Annotated in this window: 12 protein-coding genes; 1 reads left to right on the top strand and 11 read right to left on the bottom strand. The window is 59.7% G+C overall.

The window, feature by feature from the left end; translation table 11 throughout:
- Window position 1 precedes the first annotated feature (1 nt).
- From ACQ4N8_RS01215 to ACQ4N8_RS01200, 4 genes are all read right to left on the bottom strand, one after another.
- Window positions 2–379 carry an MmcQ/YjbR family DNA-binding protein gene (locus ACQ4N8_RS01215; protein WP_430702486.1) on the bottom strand — a complete coding sequence of 126 codons (378 nt, stop codon included), beginning with the start codon at window positions 377–379 and terminating at the stop codon, window positions 2–4.
- A 96-nt stretch (window positions 380–475) separates the two neighbouring features.
- Window positions 476–1,333, bottom strand: a complete 858-nt coding sequence (locus ACQ4N8_RS01210; RefSeq protein WP_430702485.1) for a helix-turn-helix domain-containing protein — start codon at window positions 1,331–1,333, stop codon at window positions 476–478.
- A 38-nt stretch (window positions 1,334–1,371) separates the two neighbouring features.
- A complete protein-coding gene (locus tag ACQ4N8_RS01205; RefSeq protein WP_430702484.1) occupies window positions 1,372–2,163 on the bottom strand; it encodes a DsbA family protein in 792 nt (263 codons plus the stop codon).
- Window positions 2,135–4,675, bottom strand: a complete 2,541-nt coding sequence (locus ACQ4N8_RS01200; RefSeq protein ID WP_430702483.1) for a glycoside hydrolase family 38 C-terminal domain-containing protein — start codon at window positions 4,673–4,675, stop codon at window positions 2,135–2,137. Before ACQ4N8_RS01200 ends, ACQ4N8_RS01205 begins: the two co-directional genes overlap by 29 nt.
- A 347-nt stretch (window positions 4,676–5,022) precedes the next feature.
- Here ACQ4N8_RS01200 and ACQ4N8_RS01195 point away from each other — a divergent pair, with 347 nt between their 5' ends.
- Window positions 5,023–7,566, top strand: a complete 2,544-nt coding sequence (locus ACQ4N8_RS01195; RefSeq protein WP_430702482.1) for a glycosyl hydrolase family 95 catalytic domain-containing protein — start codon at window positions 5,023–5,025, stop codon at window positions 7,564–7,566.
- Between the two features lie 570 nt (window positions 7,567–8,136).
- On the opposite strand, the gene ACQ4N8_RS01190 is transcribed toward ACQ4N8_RS01195, so the two are convergent.
- The 7 genes from ACQ4N8_RS01190 to ACQ4N8_RS01160 all read right to left on the bottom strand — a co-directional run bounded on the left by ACQ4N8_RS01190 (window position 8,137) and on the right by ACQ4N8_RS01160 (window position 20,373).
- The gene (locus ACQ4N8_RS01190; protein ID WP_430702481.1) at window positions 8,137–10,542 is read right to left on the bottom strand and encodes a glycoside hydrolase family 95 protein; all 2,406 of its coding nucleotides are present in this window, start codon (window positions 10,540–10,542) and stop codon (window positions 8,137–8,139) included.
- 5 nt (window positions 10,543–10,547) lie between these two features.
- Window positions 10,548–12,992, bottom strand: coding sequence for a glycoside hydrolase family 95 protein (locus ACQ4N8_RS01185; protein ID WP_430702480.1), 2,445 nt, complete (start codon window positions 12,990–12,992; stop codon window positions 10,548–10,550).
- A 14-nt stretch (window positions 12,993–13,006) separates the two neighbouring features.
- Window positions 13,007–14,770, bottom strand: a complete 1,764-nt coding sequence (locus tag ACQ4N8_RS01180) for an alpha-1,3-galactosidase-related protein (protein WP_430702479.1) — start codon at window positions 14,768–14,770, stop codon at window positions 13,007–13,009.
- A gap of 243 nt (window positions 14,771–15,013) precedes the next feature.
- On the bottom strand, window positions 15,014–16,156 hold the full coding sequence (locus ACQ4N8_RS01175; protein ID WP_430702478.1) for an SGNH/GDSL hydrolase family protein: 1,143 nt from the start codon (window positions 16,154–16,156) through the stop codon (window positions 15,014–15,016).
- A 531-nt stretch (window positions 16,157–16,687) separates the two neighbouring features.
- Window positions 16,688–18,355 carry an extracellular solute-binding protein gene (locus tag ACQ4N8_RS01170; protein ID WP_430702477.1) on the bottom strand — a complete coding sequence of 556 codons (1,668 nt, stop codon included), beginning with the start codon at window positions 18,353–18,355 and terminating at the stop codon, window positions 16,688–16,690.
- 144 nt (window positions 18,356–18,499) lie between these two features.
- Entirely contained in the window at window positions 18,500–19,408 is a 909-nt protein-coding gene (locus tag ACQ4N8_RS01165; protein WP_430702476.1) for a carbohydrate ABC transporter permease, read from the bottom strand.
- A 14-nt stretch (window positions 19,409–19,422) separates the two neighbouring features.
- The gene (locus ACQ4N8_RS01160) at window positions 19,423–20,373 is read right to left on the bottom strand and encodes an ABC transporter permease (RefSeq protein ID WP_430702475.1); all 951 of its coding nucleotides are present in this window, start codon (window positions 20,371–20,373) and stop codon (window positions 19,423–19,425) included.
- Window positions 20,374–20,540: the final 167 nt, after the last annotated feature.

The raw sequence follows: 20,540 nt of genomic DNA, 5'->3' as shown, positions 1-20,540 counted from the left end.
ATCAGCGCGAAGCTTCGCCGATCCGCATCAGGACCGCTTCGCGAGCCGCTTTGGTCAATCCGCCCAGCACGAGATCGTAAGAATGATCGATCATCGCCCGAAGATCGTCCATAGGCAGGCTGCCGTCCGCGATGACCGTGTTCCAGTGCGTTTTGTTCAAATGATACCCGGGCTGTACGCACTCGTGCTGCTCCCGCAGATTAGCGGCGATGACCGGATCGCATTTCAAGGAGATACTCGCCGCCCCATCGCCTGACGGGACGGGCAGCAAGGCGAACATTTTCCCCCCGACCTTCATGACCGCCGTCTCCGGACCGAAAGGATACTCCTGGACGGCTCCCTTTTTGGATAAACAACAGGCTAACAGTTCTTCGTACACGCGCACCTCTCCCATTCTCACAGGTTTCTGGTGTTACTATACCATGATCGTAGGACGGCTCAAAGCGTTTCATCGGTACTAACCCAACGGCTGGCTTTAGCGCTGGCGGAATTCCCTGGGGCTTTGTCCGGTCTCCCGGCGGAATAAGCGCGAGAAGTAGTGGACCGAGCTGAAATGATGCTTTTCGGCAATCTCCGTAATGCTGAGGCGGGTATGGAGCAGATCCTCCTTCGCCCGGGCAATCCGGAACCGGTTCATGTATTGGACCGGGGAGCAACCGGCGGACTTGCGGAACAGCTCGAAAAAATGCCCGCGGCTCATCCCCAAGCTTTCATAATAGAACTCCAGCGGCTGCGGCGTGGCGTGAAGCAGATCTTGCTCCATTCGCTCCAGCAGGCGGATGATTCGGGGATCCGGGATCTCTCTATCCTGCAGCGTGAAGCGCAAAAAATGGTCGATAAACGCTTGAAAATTCAGCTGAATCCCCAGATTCCGCAGAAAGGTCTGTTCATCGACGAAATCACCGGACTTATAGATTTTTTGAAACAGTCCGATCCAGACTCGCGGCGTCTCCACCTCTGCGATGACGGGCAGCGGGTAGGGAAACGACGGCCCCACGTAATTCGCCCGCAGCGGCTCCGGCTCATAACAGACCGGGCAAGCCCAGTCGAACGCGCCTCTTCTTTCTACGTAATGCCAATCGAAATAGCAGCACAGATGGACCATCGGATCCTCGGCATCGGCCACCCACTCATGGCTTTGACCGGCGGCAAGATAGACGAGCGAACCGGGGCCGACCTTGCAGGTCCGCCCCTCCGTCAGGAGCACCCCGCGCCCTTCGCCGATCAGATAGATCGAGCTCGTGTAGCAAATTCGCCGGGCGCTGGACTGCCCTTTATTAAAGGGATATCTCGTCGCGTAATAGACATAGGGATGCAGGGAAGAAAAGTGCATACAGGCTCCCTCCAGGCCGGTCTCATAGGGGCCGGCAATTACTCGCCGCCGGGTATAGTCGCCGGCTCGGCTTCGATCGCGGCGGCCAGATCCTCATAAGAGGAACCCGGCAGCAGTTCGCCGTTGACCATAAATTGCGGCGTCCCGTTCACCCCGTAATTGCCGGCGGTTTTGAAATCCTCTTTGACCGGGAGCATATAGGCATGCTCCGTCAGATCTTGCTCGAACCGGGCGTAATCGATGCCCTCGATGTTGTCCTTGACGAAATCCAGCAGAAATTTCGGCGTGGCCCAAATTTTCGTCTCGTCTCCCTGGCGGGCGTAAAGCTTGCGCTTGAACTCCCAGAACTTCTCGTTCGACTGGGCATAAATCGCTTCGCCGGCGCTGGCTGCCATGATGGAATCCCGGTCGATGAAGGCGAAATTCATGAAATACAGCTCGACTTTCCCCGTATCGATAAACTCTTGCTTGAATCGCTCCAAATAGGTTTCCTCCCACTTCTTGCAGGCCGGGCACTTGAAATCGGCGAACTCGATCACCTTCACCTTGGCCGTGCTGCTGCCGAGATGCGGCTGTTTTTCGTATTTCAGCCCTTCGGCGTCGTAATCGCCGCGGATTTCCGTATAGTTGGGCAGCCCGTTCAGAGGGGAGGCCTCGGAGTCGCCGTTCTTCCAAAACAGGATCGAGGCGGCCAGCACCACGATGCCGACGGCGACGAGGGAAATCACGTATTTAGCCGAGCCCGATGACACCTTTGCCTTTGTCGCCGACTTTGATGATGCCTTTGATGATGCCCTTGCTTTACTTCCGCTGCCGTTTTTCTTGGCCATGGTCTTGATTCGCTCCTTCGTTTAAGGTAGAGTGCTCGCACAATTCGGAGACGGACAACGTTCCGGCTTTGGCATCGATCCGAAAGGTGGCGATCTCGAAGCCGTTCAGGCGGATCTCTTCGCGAAGGCCCAGCAGCGGCACGGATAGAGACGTCTTCCTCGCCTGACCCGTGGGCTCGAACAAACGCAGGATGTAGCCGTCCCCGTCTTCCGCCCGCTTGAACGCGGCCACCTGCACCGCCTCATCGTCCAGCTCCAGCAGCAGCGTTCCGGCACGCTCCCCTTCCCCGGACGGAAAAAAGGACAACGCATACGGCCGTTCGTTGCGGACGGTCGCCTCGCGGTCGATGCGGACGGCCCGCTCTTCGGCTTCGCCCGCGTTCAGCCAGAAGGCGAATCGGTGCTCGCCCTGGTCGATCCGCGGCGAGAATCGGTCCTGCGCCATGATCGGCCGGTCGCCGATCGGATGCGCACAATACCCCGCGCTGCGCAGCAGCGACAGGCGCAGCTCGCCGCCATGGTAATCGCAGCCGTATACGCCGTCATTGATGCAGGTCAGCATCCGCCGGCCATTCGGCGCGCCACCCTCGACGGCGACCCATTTCTGCGCGACCGCCTCCGTCCCGTCCTCCAGCAGCTCGCTGATGCCGAAGGCCGTTTGGCCGCGGAAACGTCCGCCTTCGCCGAACGCGGTCGGCATAGCCAGCTTCAGCATCGTGTCTTTTTCGTTCCAATAGACGCGCACGCCGATTTCCACCTCGGTGCCCTGCTTCGGCAGCTTGTAGGTTTGGACCAGGAACGAATCCCGGTACCGGAACACGGCCTCGATCACCGTGCGGACCGCGCCGTCTTCGATCACCCGGACGGAGGGCAGCGTTTCCTTGACGCCGGAGAAGGCGCTGCCTTCCGCCTCATCCATCAGCTCGAAGCGCCCAATCTCTTCGCGGAACGCGCGGGCGTCCATCCGCCACGGGTCCTCGTTGTCCCGGATGGCCAACGCAGCCAGTGCCCCCGGCTTGAGCAGCGAATCGCCGCCGCGGACCCGGAATTCGTCGATGAGCCCGGTGCGGGCGTTAACCGTGACCTGGAGCTCCCCGGTCCGGAAACGAATCGCCCCCTCCTGCGCTTGCAGCGCCGGGACCGGCTTCCGGTCCAGCATCTCGATCCGGCAGTCGAAGCGGTTCATCGACGTCGGCGCCAGTTCGGCCGCAAACACGACCCGTTTGCGCCAATCGAGGTTCAGGTTGCTTTCCTCCTTCTCCGCCTGACAAGGAACGGGTTCGCCATCGCGATAAACCGCCGGGTTGGAAAAGCCCTCGCCCCAGTTTTGGTCCTCCAGCATGAATTCGCATTCGAAGATGCCTTTGACCGGGAACGGATGGGGATTATAGACCATCACCGGATATTCTTGCAGCTGCGCCTTCGGCTGACCGGCGGCCAGGGCAAAAAAAGCGCGCGTCTTCAAGCGGCTGACGGTTTCCAGGCCATGGCCGAGCATATTCAGCGATGCCTCTTCGGCGGGCTGGATCGACGTGCCCGGCAAAATATCGTGGAACTGCGCCATCAGCAGGTCGCGCAAGGCCGCTCGCAATTCTTCGGCCGGGTAGTCGAGGCCGTGCTGCAGCTCGGCGGCGGCCAGCATTTTTTCCGTCAAATACAGCTCGTTTTCGAGTTTGCGGTGCCGCTGCTTGATGTGGATCATCGACGTGTAGCAGCCCACGAACCGGGGATTGAGATCCCCGGCGTAGGACGGCAGCGCCTTGGCCTTCGGCAGCTCGCGGAAATAGGCTTCCGGCGTCGAGTGGACGATCTCGAAATCGGCGGAGGCCGTCATCATCTCCCCGATGCGGTCGAGATCAAGCCGGGAAGGTCCGCCGCCATGATTACCCACGCCCCACAGGATCAGGCCGATCGGCTCGTCGCCGTTGTCCTTGAGCCATTGGCCGATTTTTTCATGGGCCTTGCCCAACGCCGAATTGTAGCTGCCCGCGATCTTATGGGCCGTCAGCCGGCTGCCGCCAAAGCCCTCCCAGACGAAATCCCGTGCAGGCAGCGCCGGGAACTCGTCCGGCCGCATGAAAATATACGAGTCGTACCCCGCCTGCTGCATGATCTGCACCAGCCCGCGCGAATGGCCAAACGAATCGAAATTGATCGCCGTCGTCGGCCGCACGCCGAATTTCTTACGGAAATACTCCCGCCCGAGCAGCATCTGCCGCACGAACGACTCGCCCGAAGGCATGTTGCAGTCCGGCTGCAGATACCACCCGCCCATGATGTGCCACTTGCCCTCCCGAACCAGCCTTTGAATGCGCGCGAACAACGCCGGCTCGTACTCCTCGATCCATTGATACAAAATGACCTCGTTATGGTTGAAAAGATATCCGTCATACTCCTCGCAAAAATTCGCCGCGGCCCGGAACGTCGATATCGCGGCAGCGGCCCCTTCGTCCCACGCCCACTGCCATACCGGATCCAGATGCGCGTTGCTGAGCAAATGCAGTTTTTTCACGTGTCTCCCCCTTGTCGCGATGAATGCGTACGCTGATCATGCCGGATTCGCGCCGTTTCGCGCGGCTGTTTGACAGCGCTTTCTAGGGTTGATGTTACCTTGTGAATTTGGGAGCGTAAAGGTACCTTTGCGGTGCAGGGCGTACACTTTCCCGTCTTGCGGTTTCGCCGCCGCCTGAGGCGGGGTACATTTGAGAATCCGGCAGGACATTTGGCGGGATGCCTCGCAACTTATCCGACGATTGTGCAAAAGCGGGACCTCCCGCTAAATACACTTGGTTCAGGTTCGGATACATTGAAGGTGATCCGAAATTCAACCTGCAGTCGACCCAGAGGAGGGAAACAGCCTTGAGCGAAAACAACTTTGATGATCGCCAGATGCGAGCGACTACCGATTCCTATGCACGGGCCGGACGGCATAATATTACGTTCCGCGGACCCGCCGCCGACTTTTTTGAAGGGGCGCTGCTCGGAAACGGCGGGCTGGGCGTCGTGGTCACGACCCGGCCCGATGCGCTTCTGCTTCATTTTGGACATAACAACGTCTGGGACATCCGGATCGCCGAGCGGCATGCCGATGAAATTCTCACCTTTCGGGAGGTGTACGAACGTTTTGCCGCCCTGCCCCCGGACTTGCCGCAGCTGACCGACAACCCTTGGTACCGCGAATACTGCCGAATGGCCGGCGATAACTATAGCAAGCCGTATCCCCGCCCGATGCCTTGCGGCTCGCTGCTGCTGCGGTATGACCGGCGGCGGGCGGAGGTGCTGGGGCATACTGTCCATATCGGCGACGGGCGCTGCACCGTGGATTTTCTGGCGGACGGCCAACCCGCCCGGTTCGAAGCCTTCGTGGAAGCCGGGGATGACCGGCTATGGATGTCCGTCACGGACCCCGGAACGGGAACCGGCATCCCGCTGTTCCAGGAAGTCCGGCTGCTGCCCGATCCGGAAACGCCGGCCGAATTCCCGGCTCCGGTCGTAGAGGCCGATCCGGCTGCGGGCCTGCTCAGCTTTATGCAGATCCTCCCGTACGAGGAGCGGCCCGCATCCCCTTACCCCGGGCATGCGAAGGATAAGGCATTCCGTCTCGCGATTCGGTTAGCGGACGCGGCGGCGGCAGGACCGGCAGACGAAAACGGCCTCGCGCTCCGGCTCCGGCTCCGGCCCGATCCGGCCCGAGGCTTCCTCGCCTGCGCCGAGCTGCGGGAGGGGCGGCGGTCCGATATCGAGGGCCGCGATAAGAAAACGGGCGAAGAAGGCGGTTCGAAAGGACTTGCAGCTCTGTTGGATCGTGACCCCTCGTTGCCTCCGGCTCCATCGGGGGGATCGGCATCAGCGGCAGTCCGTCCCCCTCGTCCCGATCTATCCCGTTACCGGGCGGCGCTTGCCCGGACGCAAGAACAGTGGCGCGTTTACTGGAAATGCTCGTTTGTCGCGCTGGAGGACGACGTTTTGGAACGCGTCTGGTACCGGAATTTGTATTTCCTCAACTGCTCCGTCAGGGAAGGCGTTACCTGCCCCGGGTTGTTCGCCAACTGGAGCTACCGGAAGATCGGCGCGGACTGGCACGGGGACTACCACATGAATTACAACACCCAGCAGCCTTTTTGGGTGGCGTTCACCAGCAACCATCTGGACAAACATTTGCCCTACGTCAACATGGTGGATCAGGTGCTTCCGGTCAGCCGGAAATGGGCCAGAGAGTATTACGGCTTGCGGGGAGCCTACTTTCCCCACTCCGCTTATCCGGTGGAGATGTCGATGATGCCGTACCCCGTGCCGCATTGGGGCTGGGAGGTATGCGAGACGCCGTGGACCGTGCAGAGTCTATGGTGGCATTATCTGTATTCCATGGATGAAAGCTTCCTCCGGGACCGCGCGTTCGTACCGATCAAGGAGGCCGTCCTGTTCATGGTGGACTATATGAAACGTCCGGAAGCCCGCGGCGACCGCTGGAACGACGACCGCTATCATATTTTCCCGACGGTCGTGCCGGAGCTGTACGAGATCACGCCGGGGTTCGCCAAAAACAGCGATGCCCTGATTGATCTGACGCTGACCCGGTTTATATTCCGGGCTTTCGCCGAGGCCTGCAACGTGCTCGGGCGAACGGACTACGAAACGGATCTGCTGAACGAGATAGAGGAAATTTCGGGGCATTTTCCGGAATATCCCGTGGCGGAATCGCCGCGCGGACCGGTATTCGTTTCGGTCTCGGGTGAGGATCCCGAGGTGGTGTATAATGTGCCCGTCCCGCTCGCTGCGGTGTTCCCGGGCGAAGAACACGGGCTGCATTCCGCGCCGGACGACTACCGAATCGCGGTCAACACCTACCTCAATCACCGGAATGAAGGCGGGAATGAGCTGGTCTTTTACCATTTGGCCGGAGCCCGGCTGGGCGTGCTGGACCTGGAGCGGTTCAAGCGGCAGATCGCCTATTGCGAGCTGCCGAACGGCACCTGCACCGACCGGGTGCTGATGAGCGGCGGACGTTACCGGGACACGACGGACTTCGATTTTATGTCGCGCATGGGGATCTGGTTCGAGAATTTCGCCTTACCCGCCGTCATCAACGAGTGTTTGCTGCAAAGCTACAACGGAACTCTCCGCCTGTTCCCCAACTGGCCGGACGAGCGGCGGGCCGAGTTCGGCGGCTTGCGAGCCGCCGGCGGTTTCCTGGTGAGCGCGGCGTTTGCGGGCGGCGAAGTACAATGGGTGGAAATCGTCTGCGAAGCCGGTGCGCCTCTGAAGCTGCATGTCCCTTGGCGGGATGGGGCGTACTGCACGCGATCCGGCCGGCCGGGCGAGGAACCTCCGCGGATTACCGGAGAACTACTGGAGCTTGAAACCTCAAAAGGAGAAACGATCCGTTTGATGAAGAACGCTTAACTCCAGCGAAGAACCCTATTCGAGCGACAAGCCGGATTCTAACTTGAGGCTGCAAAGTAGATAATGTACGAATTTTCGCCCAAAATCCCTGCATCGGATGGTTACATGAGCGTTATTATACGATTTTTCATACAAAACATCTGCATCAAGCCGTTGCATGAGCGATTTTAGATGATTTATCGTACAAACCCCTTGCCCTCGACCATGACATGAGTGTATTTGTACGATTTTTCGTCCAATCCCTGCATTCGGCCGTTACGCGAACTCGACCAAATGCAATTGGGTCTCTACGCTGCCAAGCTATTTCAAGGTTAATTTGCCGTTCTTATGCTGCATCAGTTAACTTGCTAACAGTTAATCGACAACCTCTCCAGACTCGCTATCGAGGCATGAAGAGGGCTCAAAGCGTCGGTTTCTCCCAAATAAGGACTTTACAGTTCGTTAGTACGCAAAGACTGGCGATTAACACGAAATAACGTCCATGGAGTTCGCTGAAAACAAGCAGCAGGGCCGCCCTTGCGGAGACTTAACTTCCGCTCGGGGTTGGCCCTGCTGCTTGTGTTTGTTCTGCTAAACCGGTTGGAGTTCAAGCGAAGCATCAAACTTGTATTCGCCGCCGGCCGCTGCCTCGAAAGTAACGTGCCGGCCGCCCAGGCGCAGCGTAAACGATCCCGGCGAATGGGCGCGGACGACCGCATCGGTCAGGCGACCGTCTTCCCAGGCCAAATCGACTTCGGCGTCGCCTCTCGCCCGCAGTCCGGTCACCCTGCCCGCCGGCCACGCCGCCGGCAGTGCCGGAAGCAGCAGGATGTCGCCGCCGGGACGGCTTTGCAGCAGCATTTCCGCAATCGCCGCGGTGCCGCCGAAATTACCGTCGATGACGAAGATGCTCGTCTCCGCCCCGGCGATCCCGGCTTTGGAGAAGCTTAGCAGATTGTCGAAGCAGAGCTCTCCAATCAGGTGGGAGATATGCTTCAAAGCCCGGTCCCCGTCCTGCAGCCGGGCAAAATACAACCCGAACAGCGCCGCCGTAAACTCGATATCCTCAAGCTCATCCTGCTGCATCCGGTTCTCCAGCGTCACCCGGGCCGCCGCCGCGAGCTCCGGCGCATGCTCCGGCGTGATCTGATGAGCGGGGTACAGCGCAAACAGATGCGACAAATGGCGATGCTCCGGCTGGGCCTCTACATAGTCCTCCAGCCACTCCTGCAACTGCCCTTTCCGGCCGATCCGAAGCGGCGGCAGCAGCGGAATCGCGGTCTTCAGACGCTCCTGCAGCCCGGCGTCCTCATCCAGCAACTCCGCCGCCGCCAGGCAAAACGCAAACAGCTCCCGCACCAGCACCTGATCCATGGTAGATCCCATCGACAGCTGCCAGGCCCCCTCCTCCGGCGCTCCCGGGTAAAAATGATTTTCCGGCGAGTTCGACGGGCCGGTCACCAACCAGCCGAATTTCGGATGCACCGTCATGTAATCGAGGAAAAAGACGGCCGCCCCGCGCAGCACCGGATAGGCCAGTTTTTCCAAAAAACCGCGATCCAGGCTGTACCGGTAATGCTCGATCATATGGGTTGCGAGCCAAAGCCCCCCGGTCACGTTCAGCCCCCAGGAGGTGTCCCAGCCGGGTTGGGTAAAGCCCCAGACGTTGGAGAACACATGGGCGACCCAGCCCGGCGAGCCGTAAAAGTCCCGTGCCGTCCGCTCTCCCGCCCGCGCCAAATCCTCCAGGTATCGCATCAGGGGCAGGTGGCTTTCGCCAAGATGGACCACCTCGGTCGGATAGTAATTCATCTCCGTGTTGACGTCGAGATGATAATCGCAGCTCCAGCCCATGCGGCAGGCTTCGCCGTCGTTCCAGACGCCTTGCAGGTGCAGCGGAAGCACCGAATCCTCCCGCGAGCCGGCCAAAGTCAAATAGCGGCCGTATTGCAGGAACAAGGCGAACAGTTGGGGATCGACGGCGCCCTGCCGCAACAGCGCGGCCCGCTGATCTGTAGGCAAGCTTGACGCTTCGGACGATGTTGGGCCCAGCGATAAAGAAACCCGGCGGAACAAGGGCTCGTAATCGGCTAAATGATCCGCCTTCAGGTGATCGTAGCCTTTGGACAGCGCCAAAGCCAGTCGCAGCTTTGCGGCATTCTCCCAAGTCCGTGAGCTGCTGCGGTAGTCGGTCGCCACCGTCAAATAAATGCAAGCCTCGTCCGCGCCGTTGACGACCAGCCGCCCGTCCTGAACCCGGACGGAGCCGCCCGACGCCTCGATCTCGACGCGGCCGCGGCAGGCCACGCCGCAGGTGCCGTCGCTGTGCACCGTTTCGGTTGCCCGGCCGCGGAACTCCAGCGCCGCCGCCCCTGCGGAGGCGACGGAGAACTCGCTCGTCAGCCCCGCCAGCTCCAGCGTGAACGCGACGCCTTCCGGAGCCTCGCTTCGGATCCGCGAAACGATGAGATCATCGGCATGCGAGGCAAACATTTCGCGATACAAGGGCGAGCCGCCTGGCCCGCCGGTCGTTTTCAACAGCGCCGTGGCCAGGTCCAACTCGCGCCGGAAGCCGTTCGCGGCGGGAGCGGAATCGCCCGCCATTTGGCGGCTGCCGACAGTCTCAGGCCCGGCGTTCTCCTCCGCGCCGGCGAATTCGATCAACACATCGCACATGGCCAGATGGGTGCCGAAGTTCGGCTTCGGCGGCTGCAGCGCTTGCTTCGCCAGCCGGTCCCCGCCGGCATAATCGCCGGCGAAGAGCCGCTCGCGGATCGCCTCCAGCGCCGCTTTGCCGCCGTTCTCGGCGGCCGCTTCCTCCTGGGCTTTGCCCGACCAATAGGTCGACTCGGTCAAGTTCCAGACCTCGCGGCCCGGCGCGGCCATAATGACGGCGCCCATGCGCCCGTTGCCGATCGGCAAACCCTCGGACCAGGCCAGCCCCGGCCGGGTATACCACAATTTCGTTGCTCCGCTCTCCGTTTGATGGAAGCTCATGCTCTTCACTCCTCCACGGCCGCCCGGGATGCAGGCACCAGCCGATAAGTTTCTCCGCTCTCCGTGGCGAACTGTGCCGCGCCCCCGTCGATCCGCAGGGTCGCAACGGGAACATCGCCCCGGTATACCAAAAGCGAAACCGGAGCTTCTCCGCCCACCCCCGCTCTTACGCGGCAGGCATGCCCCAGCCGGGAGGTGATTTCCGCCTCCGCCAGCGTTCCTTCCGTCCAGCGGAGGTTCACCTCGAAGCCGCCGCGGGCGCGAAGCCCGCTTACTTCTCCGTCCGGCCAGGCATCCGGCAGGGCCGGCAGCAGCACCAGTTCGGAGCGGTGCGATTGCAGAAGCATTTCGGCGATGCCGGCCGACGCGGCGAAATTGCCGTCGATTTGGAACGGCGGATGGGCTCCCAACAGGCTGGCGTACACGCCGCCGTGGTTATAGCGCTCAGTCTCGCCGTCCTTCACCAGGCGCAGCATGTTCCCGAGCAGCCGCAGCGAGCGGTTCCCGTCGCCGAAGCGGCTCCACAGCGCCACGCGCCAGCCCAGGCTCCAGCCGGTGCTTTCGTCGCCGCGCCGCTCCAGCGTCGTTTGCGCCGCCGCGAACAGCTCCGGCGTATCCTCCGCCGACAGCTGCCGGCCCGGGTACACGCCCACTAGATGAGAGGTGTGGCGATGGTGGACATCCTCGTCCTCGAAGTCCTTGCTCCACTCCTGCAGTTGTCCGTAACGCCCGATTTGCAAAGGCAGCAGCCGCTCGCGTTTCTGCTCCAGCTCCTTCCGGAATTCCTCGTCGATACCCAAAATGCCCGACGCTTCGATGCAGTTGGTGAACAACTCCCAAATCAGCGAAATATCCATCGTGGAGCCTTCGCTGATCGCGGCGACGCCCTCCGCCGTGCGGAATTTATGCTCCGGCGAAGTGGCCGGGGAAGTCACGAGACGGCCCGCTCCGTCTTCGATCAGCCAGTCCAAGGCGAATAACGCGGCATCCTTCATGATCGGATAAGCAAGATCATGCAGGTAGGACACATCCCCGCCAAACGCATAGTGCTCCCACAAATGCTGGGTCAGCCATACGCCGCCCATCGGCCAAAACGCCCAGGCCGGGTCGCCGTCGCCGTAATCGCCCACCGGTGCGGTCTGCCCCCAAATGTCCGTATTGTGGTGAGCGGTCCAGCCCCGGGTGCCGTAATTGACGGCCGCCGTTTTCGCCCCGTTTTCGGCGAGGTTGCTGATCATGTCCAGCAGCGGCCAATGGCATTCCGGCAGGTTGCAGACCTCGGCCGGCCAGTAGTTCATCTCCGCGTTGATGTTCAGCGTCCAGTTGCTGCTCCACGGCGGGCGGGTCGAGGCGTTCCAGATCCCCTGGAGGTTGGCCGCCTGCGTGCCGGGCCGGGAGCTGGCGATCAACAAATACCGGCCGTAGTGGAACAACAGCTCGACCAGCCCCGGGTCCGAGGCGCCAAACTCCACGATCCGCCGCTCCGTATCCATCTCCTCAGGGGCCGGCGATTCGCCGAGATGCAAGCCGACGCGGCCGAACAGGCCGCGGTAATCATCGATATGGCGTTCGCGCAGCTCCGCGTACCGCCCGGCCAAAGCCCCGGCCAGGTCCTCCTTGGCTCCCGCCGCAGCCGCCTCCGCCGGGGCCATTCCCGTTCTGCCGGACCCGGGAACCCGGTCGAACCGGTCGAAGCTGGTCGCCGCGCTGAAATACAACACCGCCTCCGTCGCGCCAAGCACATGGATGCCGGACCCGTCGACGCTGACCCTGCCGTCGGTTTCCGCAACGGCGAGCCGTCCCTCGAACGCCATGGCCGGCGAGGTTTCCGGATCGCCGTAGCGGATCGGCCGGTCGGCTCCGACGTAGTTCGGCTCCACCCGCTCCGGCGCCGTTCCCCGCAGCACGAAGGCTTCGCCCTCGGCAACCGCGGCATGGCGCAGCGGACTGTCCAGCCGCGCATGGAAGTCCAGCAGGCCCGGAGCGCTGCAGGTCAGACGCAAGGCGATGACCCGGTCCGGGCTGGAGGCGAACATTTCGCGCGTATAAGTCACGCCGCCGATGCCGTACTCGATCCGGTGGACGGCGTTCGCCAGATCCAGCGTACGCCGGTAGGCATGGCTGGCGCCTCCGTGCTCGAAGCTCAAATGTAAATCGCCGAACGGCAAAAACGATTCCGTGTACGGCCCCAGCATTTGCCGCCCCAGCCGGTCGGCTTCCTCATAGCGGCCCTCCCGGGCCAGCTTCCGCACCTCGGGCAAGACCTCCCGGGCGGCCTTGTTATTCCAATCGCGCGGATGACCCGACCACAGCGTGTCTTCGTTCAGGCTGATCGTTTCCCGCTCCACGCCGCCGTAGATCATCGCGCCAAGGCGGCCATTGCCGATCGGCAGCGCTTCGGTCCAAACGGACGCCGGTCTGTCGTATTGCAGCTTCATGTTTTCTCCCATTATTTCTGCCTCCCCTAGTTCAATTTGTGGGTTCCGAAGAAATTGCCCGAAATGACTGCGTCTCCGCAAACCTCCAACTGAATCGCCCGATTCGGATCAACCGGCGCTGCGCCGCTCCCGCCGATCGGCACGATCTCGTTGTCCCGAAACACCAGTCCCTCCGTGCTTCGGGCCGATAGCGCAACATCGCCCGCCGGCCCCAATTCAAAGCGGTTGCGTTCGATGACCACGCCCCGGTGAACCGGCATCTCCGTAACCCCCTCCCGATTCTCCGGCGCGATCCGGATCACCGCATGTTCTTCGCCTCCGCAGGCGATAAACCGGTTATCGGCCACAACCAGGTCCGTCACCGCTCCCGACTCGTACCAGGAATTCGCATCGGCGGCGACCAGCACGGCACTCATGCGCATTCGCTCGAACACGTTGCCGCGAATCGCCGTCCGCCGCCGGGAAGAAGCCAAAATGCCCCGCGTCGGAATCCGGGCAAAACGATTGCCGACAATCTCCACCTCCGGCGTCCAGGTGACGTTCTCCAACACGTCGCGCTCGCCGATCCGCTCCGGCGCAGGCTGCTCCAACGTAAGCAGCAGCTCCCGGGGACCTAGTCGCCGAACGGCGCTCACCCGTCCGCCCGCATACGTCGTCAGCGCGTCCGCATTGACGAAGCCGACCTCATCACCCGTGCGAAACGCCATGAATCCATAGGTTTGCGGATGCATAAACCGCACCGTCAGTTGGTCGGGCGCGGGACGGTCAACCACGCGGAGATAGGTTCCGTGGACGTTGATCGCATCGTCATGCGCGCCGGCAAACTGGCAGTCCCGAATGGACACGCGCCCCCTGCAGCCCGACAGGTGGATGAAGTCGGCAAATCCGGCGACCGTCCGTCCGGTTTCGGACCGCGGCGACAGGTCCATCCGCTCGAAGGTCAGATTTTCGCTGAATTGCCCGACCATGCCCAGCCCGTGCATAAAATGCATGCCAACCTCGGTGAAGGCGATATCCGAGCTTTCGTACATCAACACACCGACCTGATCGCGAATGCCGTCGCGCATTTGCACGACCAGACCGGGGGCCAAACCTTCGGGAAGCATGCCGCCTCCCAAATAAAACCGCAGCCTTCCCGGACCAAGCTCCTCGACCCGTTCCGCCCGTTCCAGCCAATCATCGACCCGCCAGGTCGTATTGCGGGCGGGGTCGCAGAGCTGCATCGGTCCGCCCCGGAAACGCCACCCTTCGCCGACCCACTCGAGACGGCCTTCCCGGATCTCGTACCGGGAATCCGGGTGCACCGCCGACTCGATTACTCCTTCCGCGGCATCGCAGCATTCGATCGTCATTTCCGTCACCGTAGGCGCGGCGTAATCGAAGTGCAGACCCCAAATTGCGATCTCCTCGCAACCGTCCAACAGCAGCATCGTTTGCTTGCCGTGAAACAGGAACAGAGACCCGTTTCCTCTCAGCGTCAGCCGCCGCTGTCCCTTCAGCAGCAGGCCGATCGTTTTCGTGACGTCGGGAGTTTCCTCTTCGCTCGCCGTATTGGTCACGTAATAGGGAGCCCGGATCGCCGACTCCGGGTAGAAATGATACCGCCCGCGCGGAATATCGATCACGACCGGGCCGTTCGCCCGCTCCGCCGCCTCCAGGGCCAGCCGCATGGCCGGCTGCGCATCCGCAGCCGTATCGGGCTCGGCCCCGAAATCCCGCAGGGAAATCACCACGGGAGTTTCCTGACCCGCAGTTCCCGCGAATCCTCGTTTGCTTTGTTCTTCCGGCATCCTTAGCACCACCGTTCGTCCTCATTTTTGATTTTGCCATCTAGGATAAGTTGAACTATTGTTTGTACGTGATGGGGCAGCCGTGTGAAATATGCTTACGATCGCTGTTATTCGCGGATTTCTTTATTTAACTAAATTCGAATGTCGTTGAAATCCACTCACAAAGGCGACCACTGCCGTTTCTTCAGAATCATTTCACCCTCTTGCTTTACTCGTATTATTTTTAGTTCAACTTATATAGGCTTAATAGGCGAGCAGCTTCAGCACGCGCCAACCCGTCCCTTGGCTTCGCCCATCCTTCCGCCCCGTATTGCGGACCGCGATATGCAGGCTGCCGCTCCGCCCCATCGGCGGAAACATCAACGGCACCGGACGGTAAGCCCCGAGACACCAGTCGTCAAACGGATTCGCCTCCACGTAGGGGCCTCCATTCACCGAATATTCGATGATGCCGGTATCCGGGCCGCAAAACAGCAGCATGCCCGCGCCCCGCCCCTGCGTTTCGAACGTCAGGCTGGCGTTCGGGGCATCGGCGTAAACATGCTCCGTGGAATACCGCCAGTTCATCAGCGGCTCGCCCGGCCGCAGCTTGCGGATGCGAAAGTCGTCCGAATAGTCGGCCGCTTCATAGATCAGCATGGCGGCATGTTCGTAATTCCCGTCGATCAAGGGTTCGCCGGGGATGGCATTCGGCCGTTTCCCGGCCTGATGCTCCCCGCCAAACAATACTTGATCCAGATACTCCCGCATAAAGCGGGCATACAGCGCGTGCCCCGCATCGTTCGGGTGATAGCCATCGGGCGCGAGCGCAGCCCATTCCGCCTCCCCGGCCTGAATCATCCCGTACACGCCGGCGGCAAAATCGACGGAAGGCACGCCGTAATGTTCGGCCACTTCCTCGTGGACGGCGATGTTAAACGGCCGCAGCCCGGCAAAATTCTTCTCGGCTCCCGCGTACACGAAACAAAGGTCCGTCTCCGGGGACAGCCGCCGGCATTGGCGGACGATCCCCTCCATGCCGCGGAGCGACTCCTCGCGATCCTCGCCGTCATTGACCTTGAATTCCACGAACAAGAGGTCCACGTTTCCCTCCCGCAGCACGTGCTCCCGCAAGCGAAACGCGCCCAAGGCGGAATCGGTTCCGCCCACGCCCGCATTGATGCAGCGCAGCAGTCTGTCGCCCAGTCTCTCCTGCAGGTAACGTCCGGTCAAAGCCCGCCAGCTGGTCTCGTCGGCCGCGGACGCCCCGGCGCCTTCCGTTATCGATCCGCCCAGAAAGGCGATCGTTATGCCCCCTTCTCCGGCGAGCTTGGCGCGGATCCGGGGCAGCCCCGAGCGGTGAACGACAAGCGCTTGGCCGCGGGTACCGCTTTCATTGTTGAACATAACACATCCACTCCTCTCTATCTATCACTTGTCCTAAGAAAAACGTCAATCGACGTACATTCAAAGAAGACAGGCCGCGTTTAGCGGTAGTTTTTCTTGCGTTCCTTGCAAACCTGTCTTTCGTAACGGACCGTAATGACCTTATTCGCTCATTTCCCGGTTATTTCCCATTGTAACGGACACCAAAGACTTTATTAGTCTCCAAAGGAGGGCACTCGGAGCCATTGAAGGCAAATAGAGTCTCCTCGGTCCGTTACAATGTGTAAATCCCCATTTGGGGCGAAATAAGGGCTCTGGTGTCCGTTAGCTTCATTGTCTAGATGTAGACTTGGCGGAGCAGTGGCACTCTTTCGGAAAATGAATCGCTTTCCATAGCGGCTCCTCATGTCCGCACCTCATTTTTGTTGCGGCATATCGGGAACCAGGCCCGCTGTTTATACTGAAGTCTTAAAAAAATGCCGGCCCTCACAGGCCGGCATCCTTCTCCCGTGCAGCGGATCGCCCAAAGGCCCTCACGGCACGGTATTTACTTTATTTTGCCGAATTGTCATAAGCCTTTTGCAGGATTTCCAGGTAGCGATCGAGCTTAAGATCCTTCAAGCCTTTTACGTAAGCGTCCCAATCCTTGTTCAAATCTTTGTTGCCGGTAATGAACTGCAGCTCGTTTTGCTCGATGTAGTTTTTCAGGTTCGTTTGCAGCATGCTGGCTTCATCAATTTCGCTCGGGTCGATCCAGATCGACCAAATCGGGAAAATTTCCTTCGGCTCATGTCCTTGGTACAACAACGTAGCGTTGTAAAGTCTGCGTTCATAGCCGTCGGAAGCGTAGATATCTTCGCCTTGTACCCAGGTGTCGCGGTATTCCTTCGGCATGTAGAAGTGACCCATGCCGCTCCAGCCTGCGTTGCGCGGCGCTTCGCCTTCCTTCATCGGAATCGTCTTCACCATCGGCTGCACGCCTTCGCCCAACGCCTTGTCGCCCGGCTCCGGATCGGTCCAGTCGATGCCTTTCATCCCGGTACCGCCGTTGGTTTGCCCTTCCGGCGTATACATGTAATCGATCGCTTTGATCAGGGCGATTTGCGCTTCTTCGCTGGCTTTATTCGTGATGACGAATTTGGCGCCCGACGTTACGCCGCCGGCATCATGCGTGGTGTACGAAACGCCGTTAGGTCCGGACAGCGGGGCCAATGGATTGTAGTGCGCGGAACGGGTGTTGCCCGGATCGATGTTCACGAAGATGGCCGGGTGCATCCCCGCGCCGGCGCCGAGAATTTCCGCGTCCGCGTTCTCGCCGATCTTCTTGTAGGCTTCGGCATTTTGCGTGAAGGCCCCCGGGTCGATCAAGCCTTCGTCGTACAGCGATTTGATGTAAGCCAGGCCTTCCTTCCATTCCGGCTTGATCGCTGCGGAAACGACCTTGCCGTTCTCCATGTTCAGATAGTTCCGGTCGTCGTCGTACACGAAGGAGTTCATCAGGTAAGGGATAATCCGCACGCCGAAGTCTTCCGTGGAACCGCTGAGCGGCACTTCGTCGGCTTTCCCGTTGCCGTTCGGGTCCTGCGTTTTGAATGCTTGCAGCATCGCCTTGAATTCTTCCGTCGTTTTCGGCTCTTCCATGTTGAGCTTTTTGAGCCATTCGGTGTTAAGCCACATTTTGTTCGGATACGAACAGTGGAAGCATTCCGTGTATGCGCCGAGCCCGTAAATATTTCCGTCAGGGGCCGTGTACAGCGCTTTCATTTCCGGGGATTCTTCCATGGCCTTTTTGATGTTCGGTCCATATTTATCGATCAGGTCGTTCAGCGGGATCAATACCCCTTGCTGCCCGTATTTGAGCACGTCCGCTTGGGAGAACTCGTCGATGTAGGCCGTCAGCAGGTAGGCTTCCGGATAGTCGCCGCTCGCCAGGGAAATTTGGCGTTTCTCCTTCGCGCCGTCCGACGGGTTGATCTGCCAGTTGAACTTGATGTTGAATTTCTCTTCCAAATATTTCGTAAATTTGTTGGTCGGAATGTCGATCCCGGATTCCTGGACCGCGAAGACGCTGACTTCAACCGGTGCCGATGCCCCGGAATTGCCGGATTCGGCATTGCCTTGCGCGCCGTTCGGGCTGTTTGTATTTTTCCCCGAGCAGCCGCTGATCACGAGCGTGAACGCCAGAACCAGCATGAACAAACTTAAGAGGCTCTTTTTCAAATTTGATCGCTCCCTTTTGGATTGAAGTAATAAGTCGTACATCCGCAACTCTCCTGGTGCCAAAGCTGAGAGCATCACCTCCTTTAATAATGAAGTCGGAAGCCGCCGGACGCAACCGGAAATTTGCCGGTCCGGCGACGCGAATCAGCCTTTGACCGACCCGACCAGCATCCCCTGGACAAAATAGCGCTGCACGAACGGATAAATGATCAGTACCGGCAAGGTAGCGACGACGATCAGCGAATATTTCAACAGTTCAGCGAGCTGCTGCTTCTCCACGATGGCCATGGCGTCCATGTTGCTGCCGCTGTTGTTCTGAATAATGATGCTTCGCAATACCAGTTGCAGGGGAAACAGGTCCGCCGATTTCAGGTAGATCAATGCGTCGAAATAGGAGTTCCACTGACCGACCGCATACATTAGCACCAGTACGGCGATAATCGGCTTGGACAGCGGAAGCACCACGCTCCGGATAAACCGGAAGTCGCTGCAGCCGTCGATTTCGCTCGCTTCCAGCAGTTCCTCCGGAATCGAGGATTGAAAAAACGATCTGGCGATGATCACCTGCCATACCCAAATGGCGTTCGGGATCAGCAGCGCCCAGCGGGTATCGATCAGATCCAGCCCTTTGACCACCATGTAGGTCGGAATCAAACCGCCGCTGAAGATCATCGTGAAGGTGATGACCATCATCAGCACGTTCCGTCCGAAAAAACCGCGTCGCGACAATGGATACGCGATCATGATGGTGAGCGTGACGCTGATCAGGGTGCCCGCCGTCGTATAAAAGATCGAGTTCAGATACCCCGTAATAACCTCCCCCCGCTTGAACAGCTCCTCAAATCCCTTGAAGGAGATGTCGACCGGCCACAGCCAGACCTGGCCGGAGGTGACGGCCGCCGGACTGCTGATGGAACTGCTGATGATGTAAATGAGCGGATAAAGCACGATGATGACGAGCAGGGTCAGAACGACGTAAATCGTGCCCAGGAAAATGCGGTCTCCCGCCGATTCTTTGATTCTTTTTCTTGATATTGCCGCTGTAGCTGCCATACCTTAACTCCTTTCTACCAGATGCTGTTTTTCGTAAGCCGCTTGGCCAGACCGTTGACGGTCAGCAGCAACGCGAGGTTGATGACGGAATTGAACAACCCGACCGCCGTAGCAAAGCTGTAGTTGGCGTTCAAAAGGCCGATCCGGTAAACGTAGGTGGCAATGATCTCGGAGCTGACCAGGTTCAGCGGATTTTGCAGCAGATAGACCTTTTCGAAGCCCAGCGCCATCACGTTGCCCACGTTCAGGATCAGGATGATGACGATCGTCGGGATGATGCCCGGCAAATCGACGTGGCGGATTTTTTGAAACCGCGAGGCCCCGTCCACTTTGGCCGCTTCATACAAGGTCGGGTCGACCCCGGCCAAAGCCGCCAGATAAATCACGGCATTGTAGCCCGCGGTCTGCCAGATATCGGACCAGACGTAAATCGAACGGAACATGCCCGGTTCGCCGAGAAAGTTGATCGACTCCAGTCCGAAGTAATTGAGCGCGATGTTGGCGAAGCCGAGCCGAGGCGCCAGGAACAGCATAATGATCGAAACCATGACCACCGTCGAGATGAAATACGGCGCAAAGGAGATCAGCTGTACGAACTTCTTGAAGCGGCCGCCGCGGATCTCGTTAATCATCAGCGCCAGAAGAATCGGAATCGGGAATCCCGCCAGGATCAGGTAGCCGCTGAGGAAAATCGTGTTTTTGACGAGCGTCCAAAACATCGGATTTTCAAAGAACAGCTGAAAGTGCTTGAAGCCGACCCAGGGGCTGCCCCAAATCCCTTTGATGACGTTGTAGTCCTTAAAGGCGAGAACCGCGTTCAGCATCGGGTAATATTTGAAAATCAGAAAGAACAGAACCGGAGGAATCACCAGCAGATGAAGCTGCCAGTGCTTCACGATATTTTTTCGCGCAACCCGCCAGTAACTGACCCGGCGCTTGCTGTCCGGAACGAACTTCGGTTCCATTGCAAGTTGTTTTTCCAGAGTAATCCCCCCTAATGTAAATGGCCTGCGATGTATGATAGCGTTTTCTTCTCGTGTCGATCATAGTGGATCGATGCGGCGGTTGAACAGGTACACTTCCGTCTTTTTGCGTACAGATCTCCCGTTTTCCGGGGTCCATCCTTCGGTTT

Origin of the sequence: Paenibacillus macerans (genome assembly GCF_050565405.1) — a bacterium.
GTDB lineage: Bacteria > Bacillota > Bacilli > Paenibacillales > Paenibacillaceae > Fontibacillus > Fontibacillus macerans_B.
Note: the sequence above shows the minus strand (reverse complement) of the source record. Positions and strands in the feature narration are given on the sequence as shown.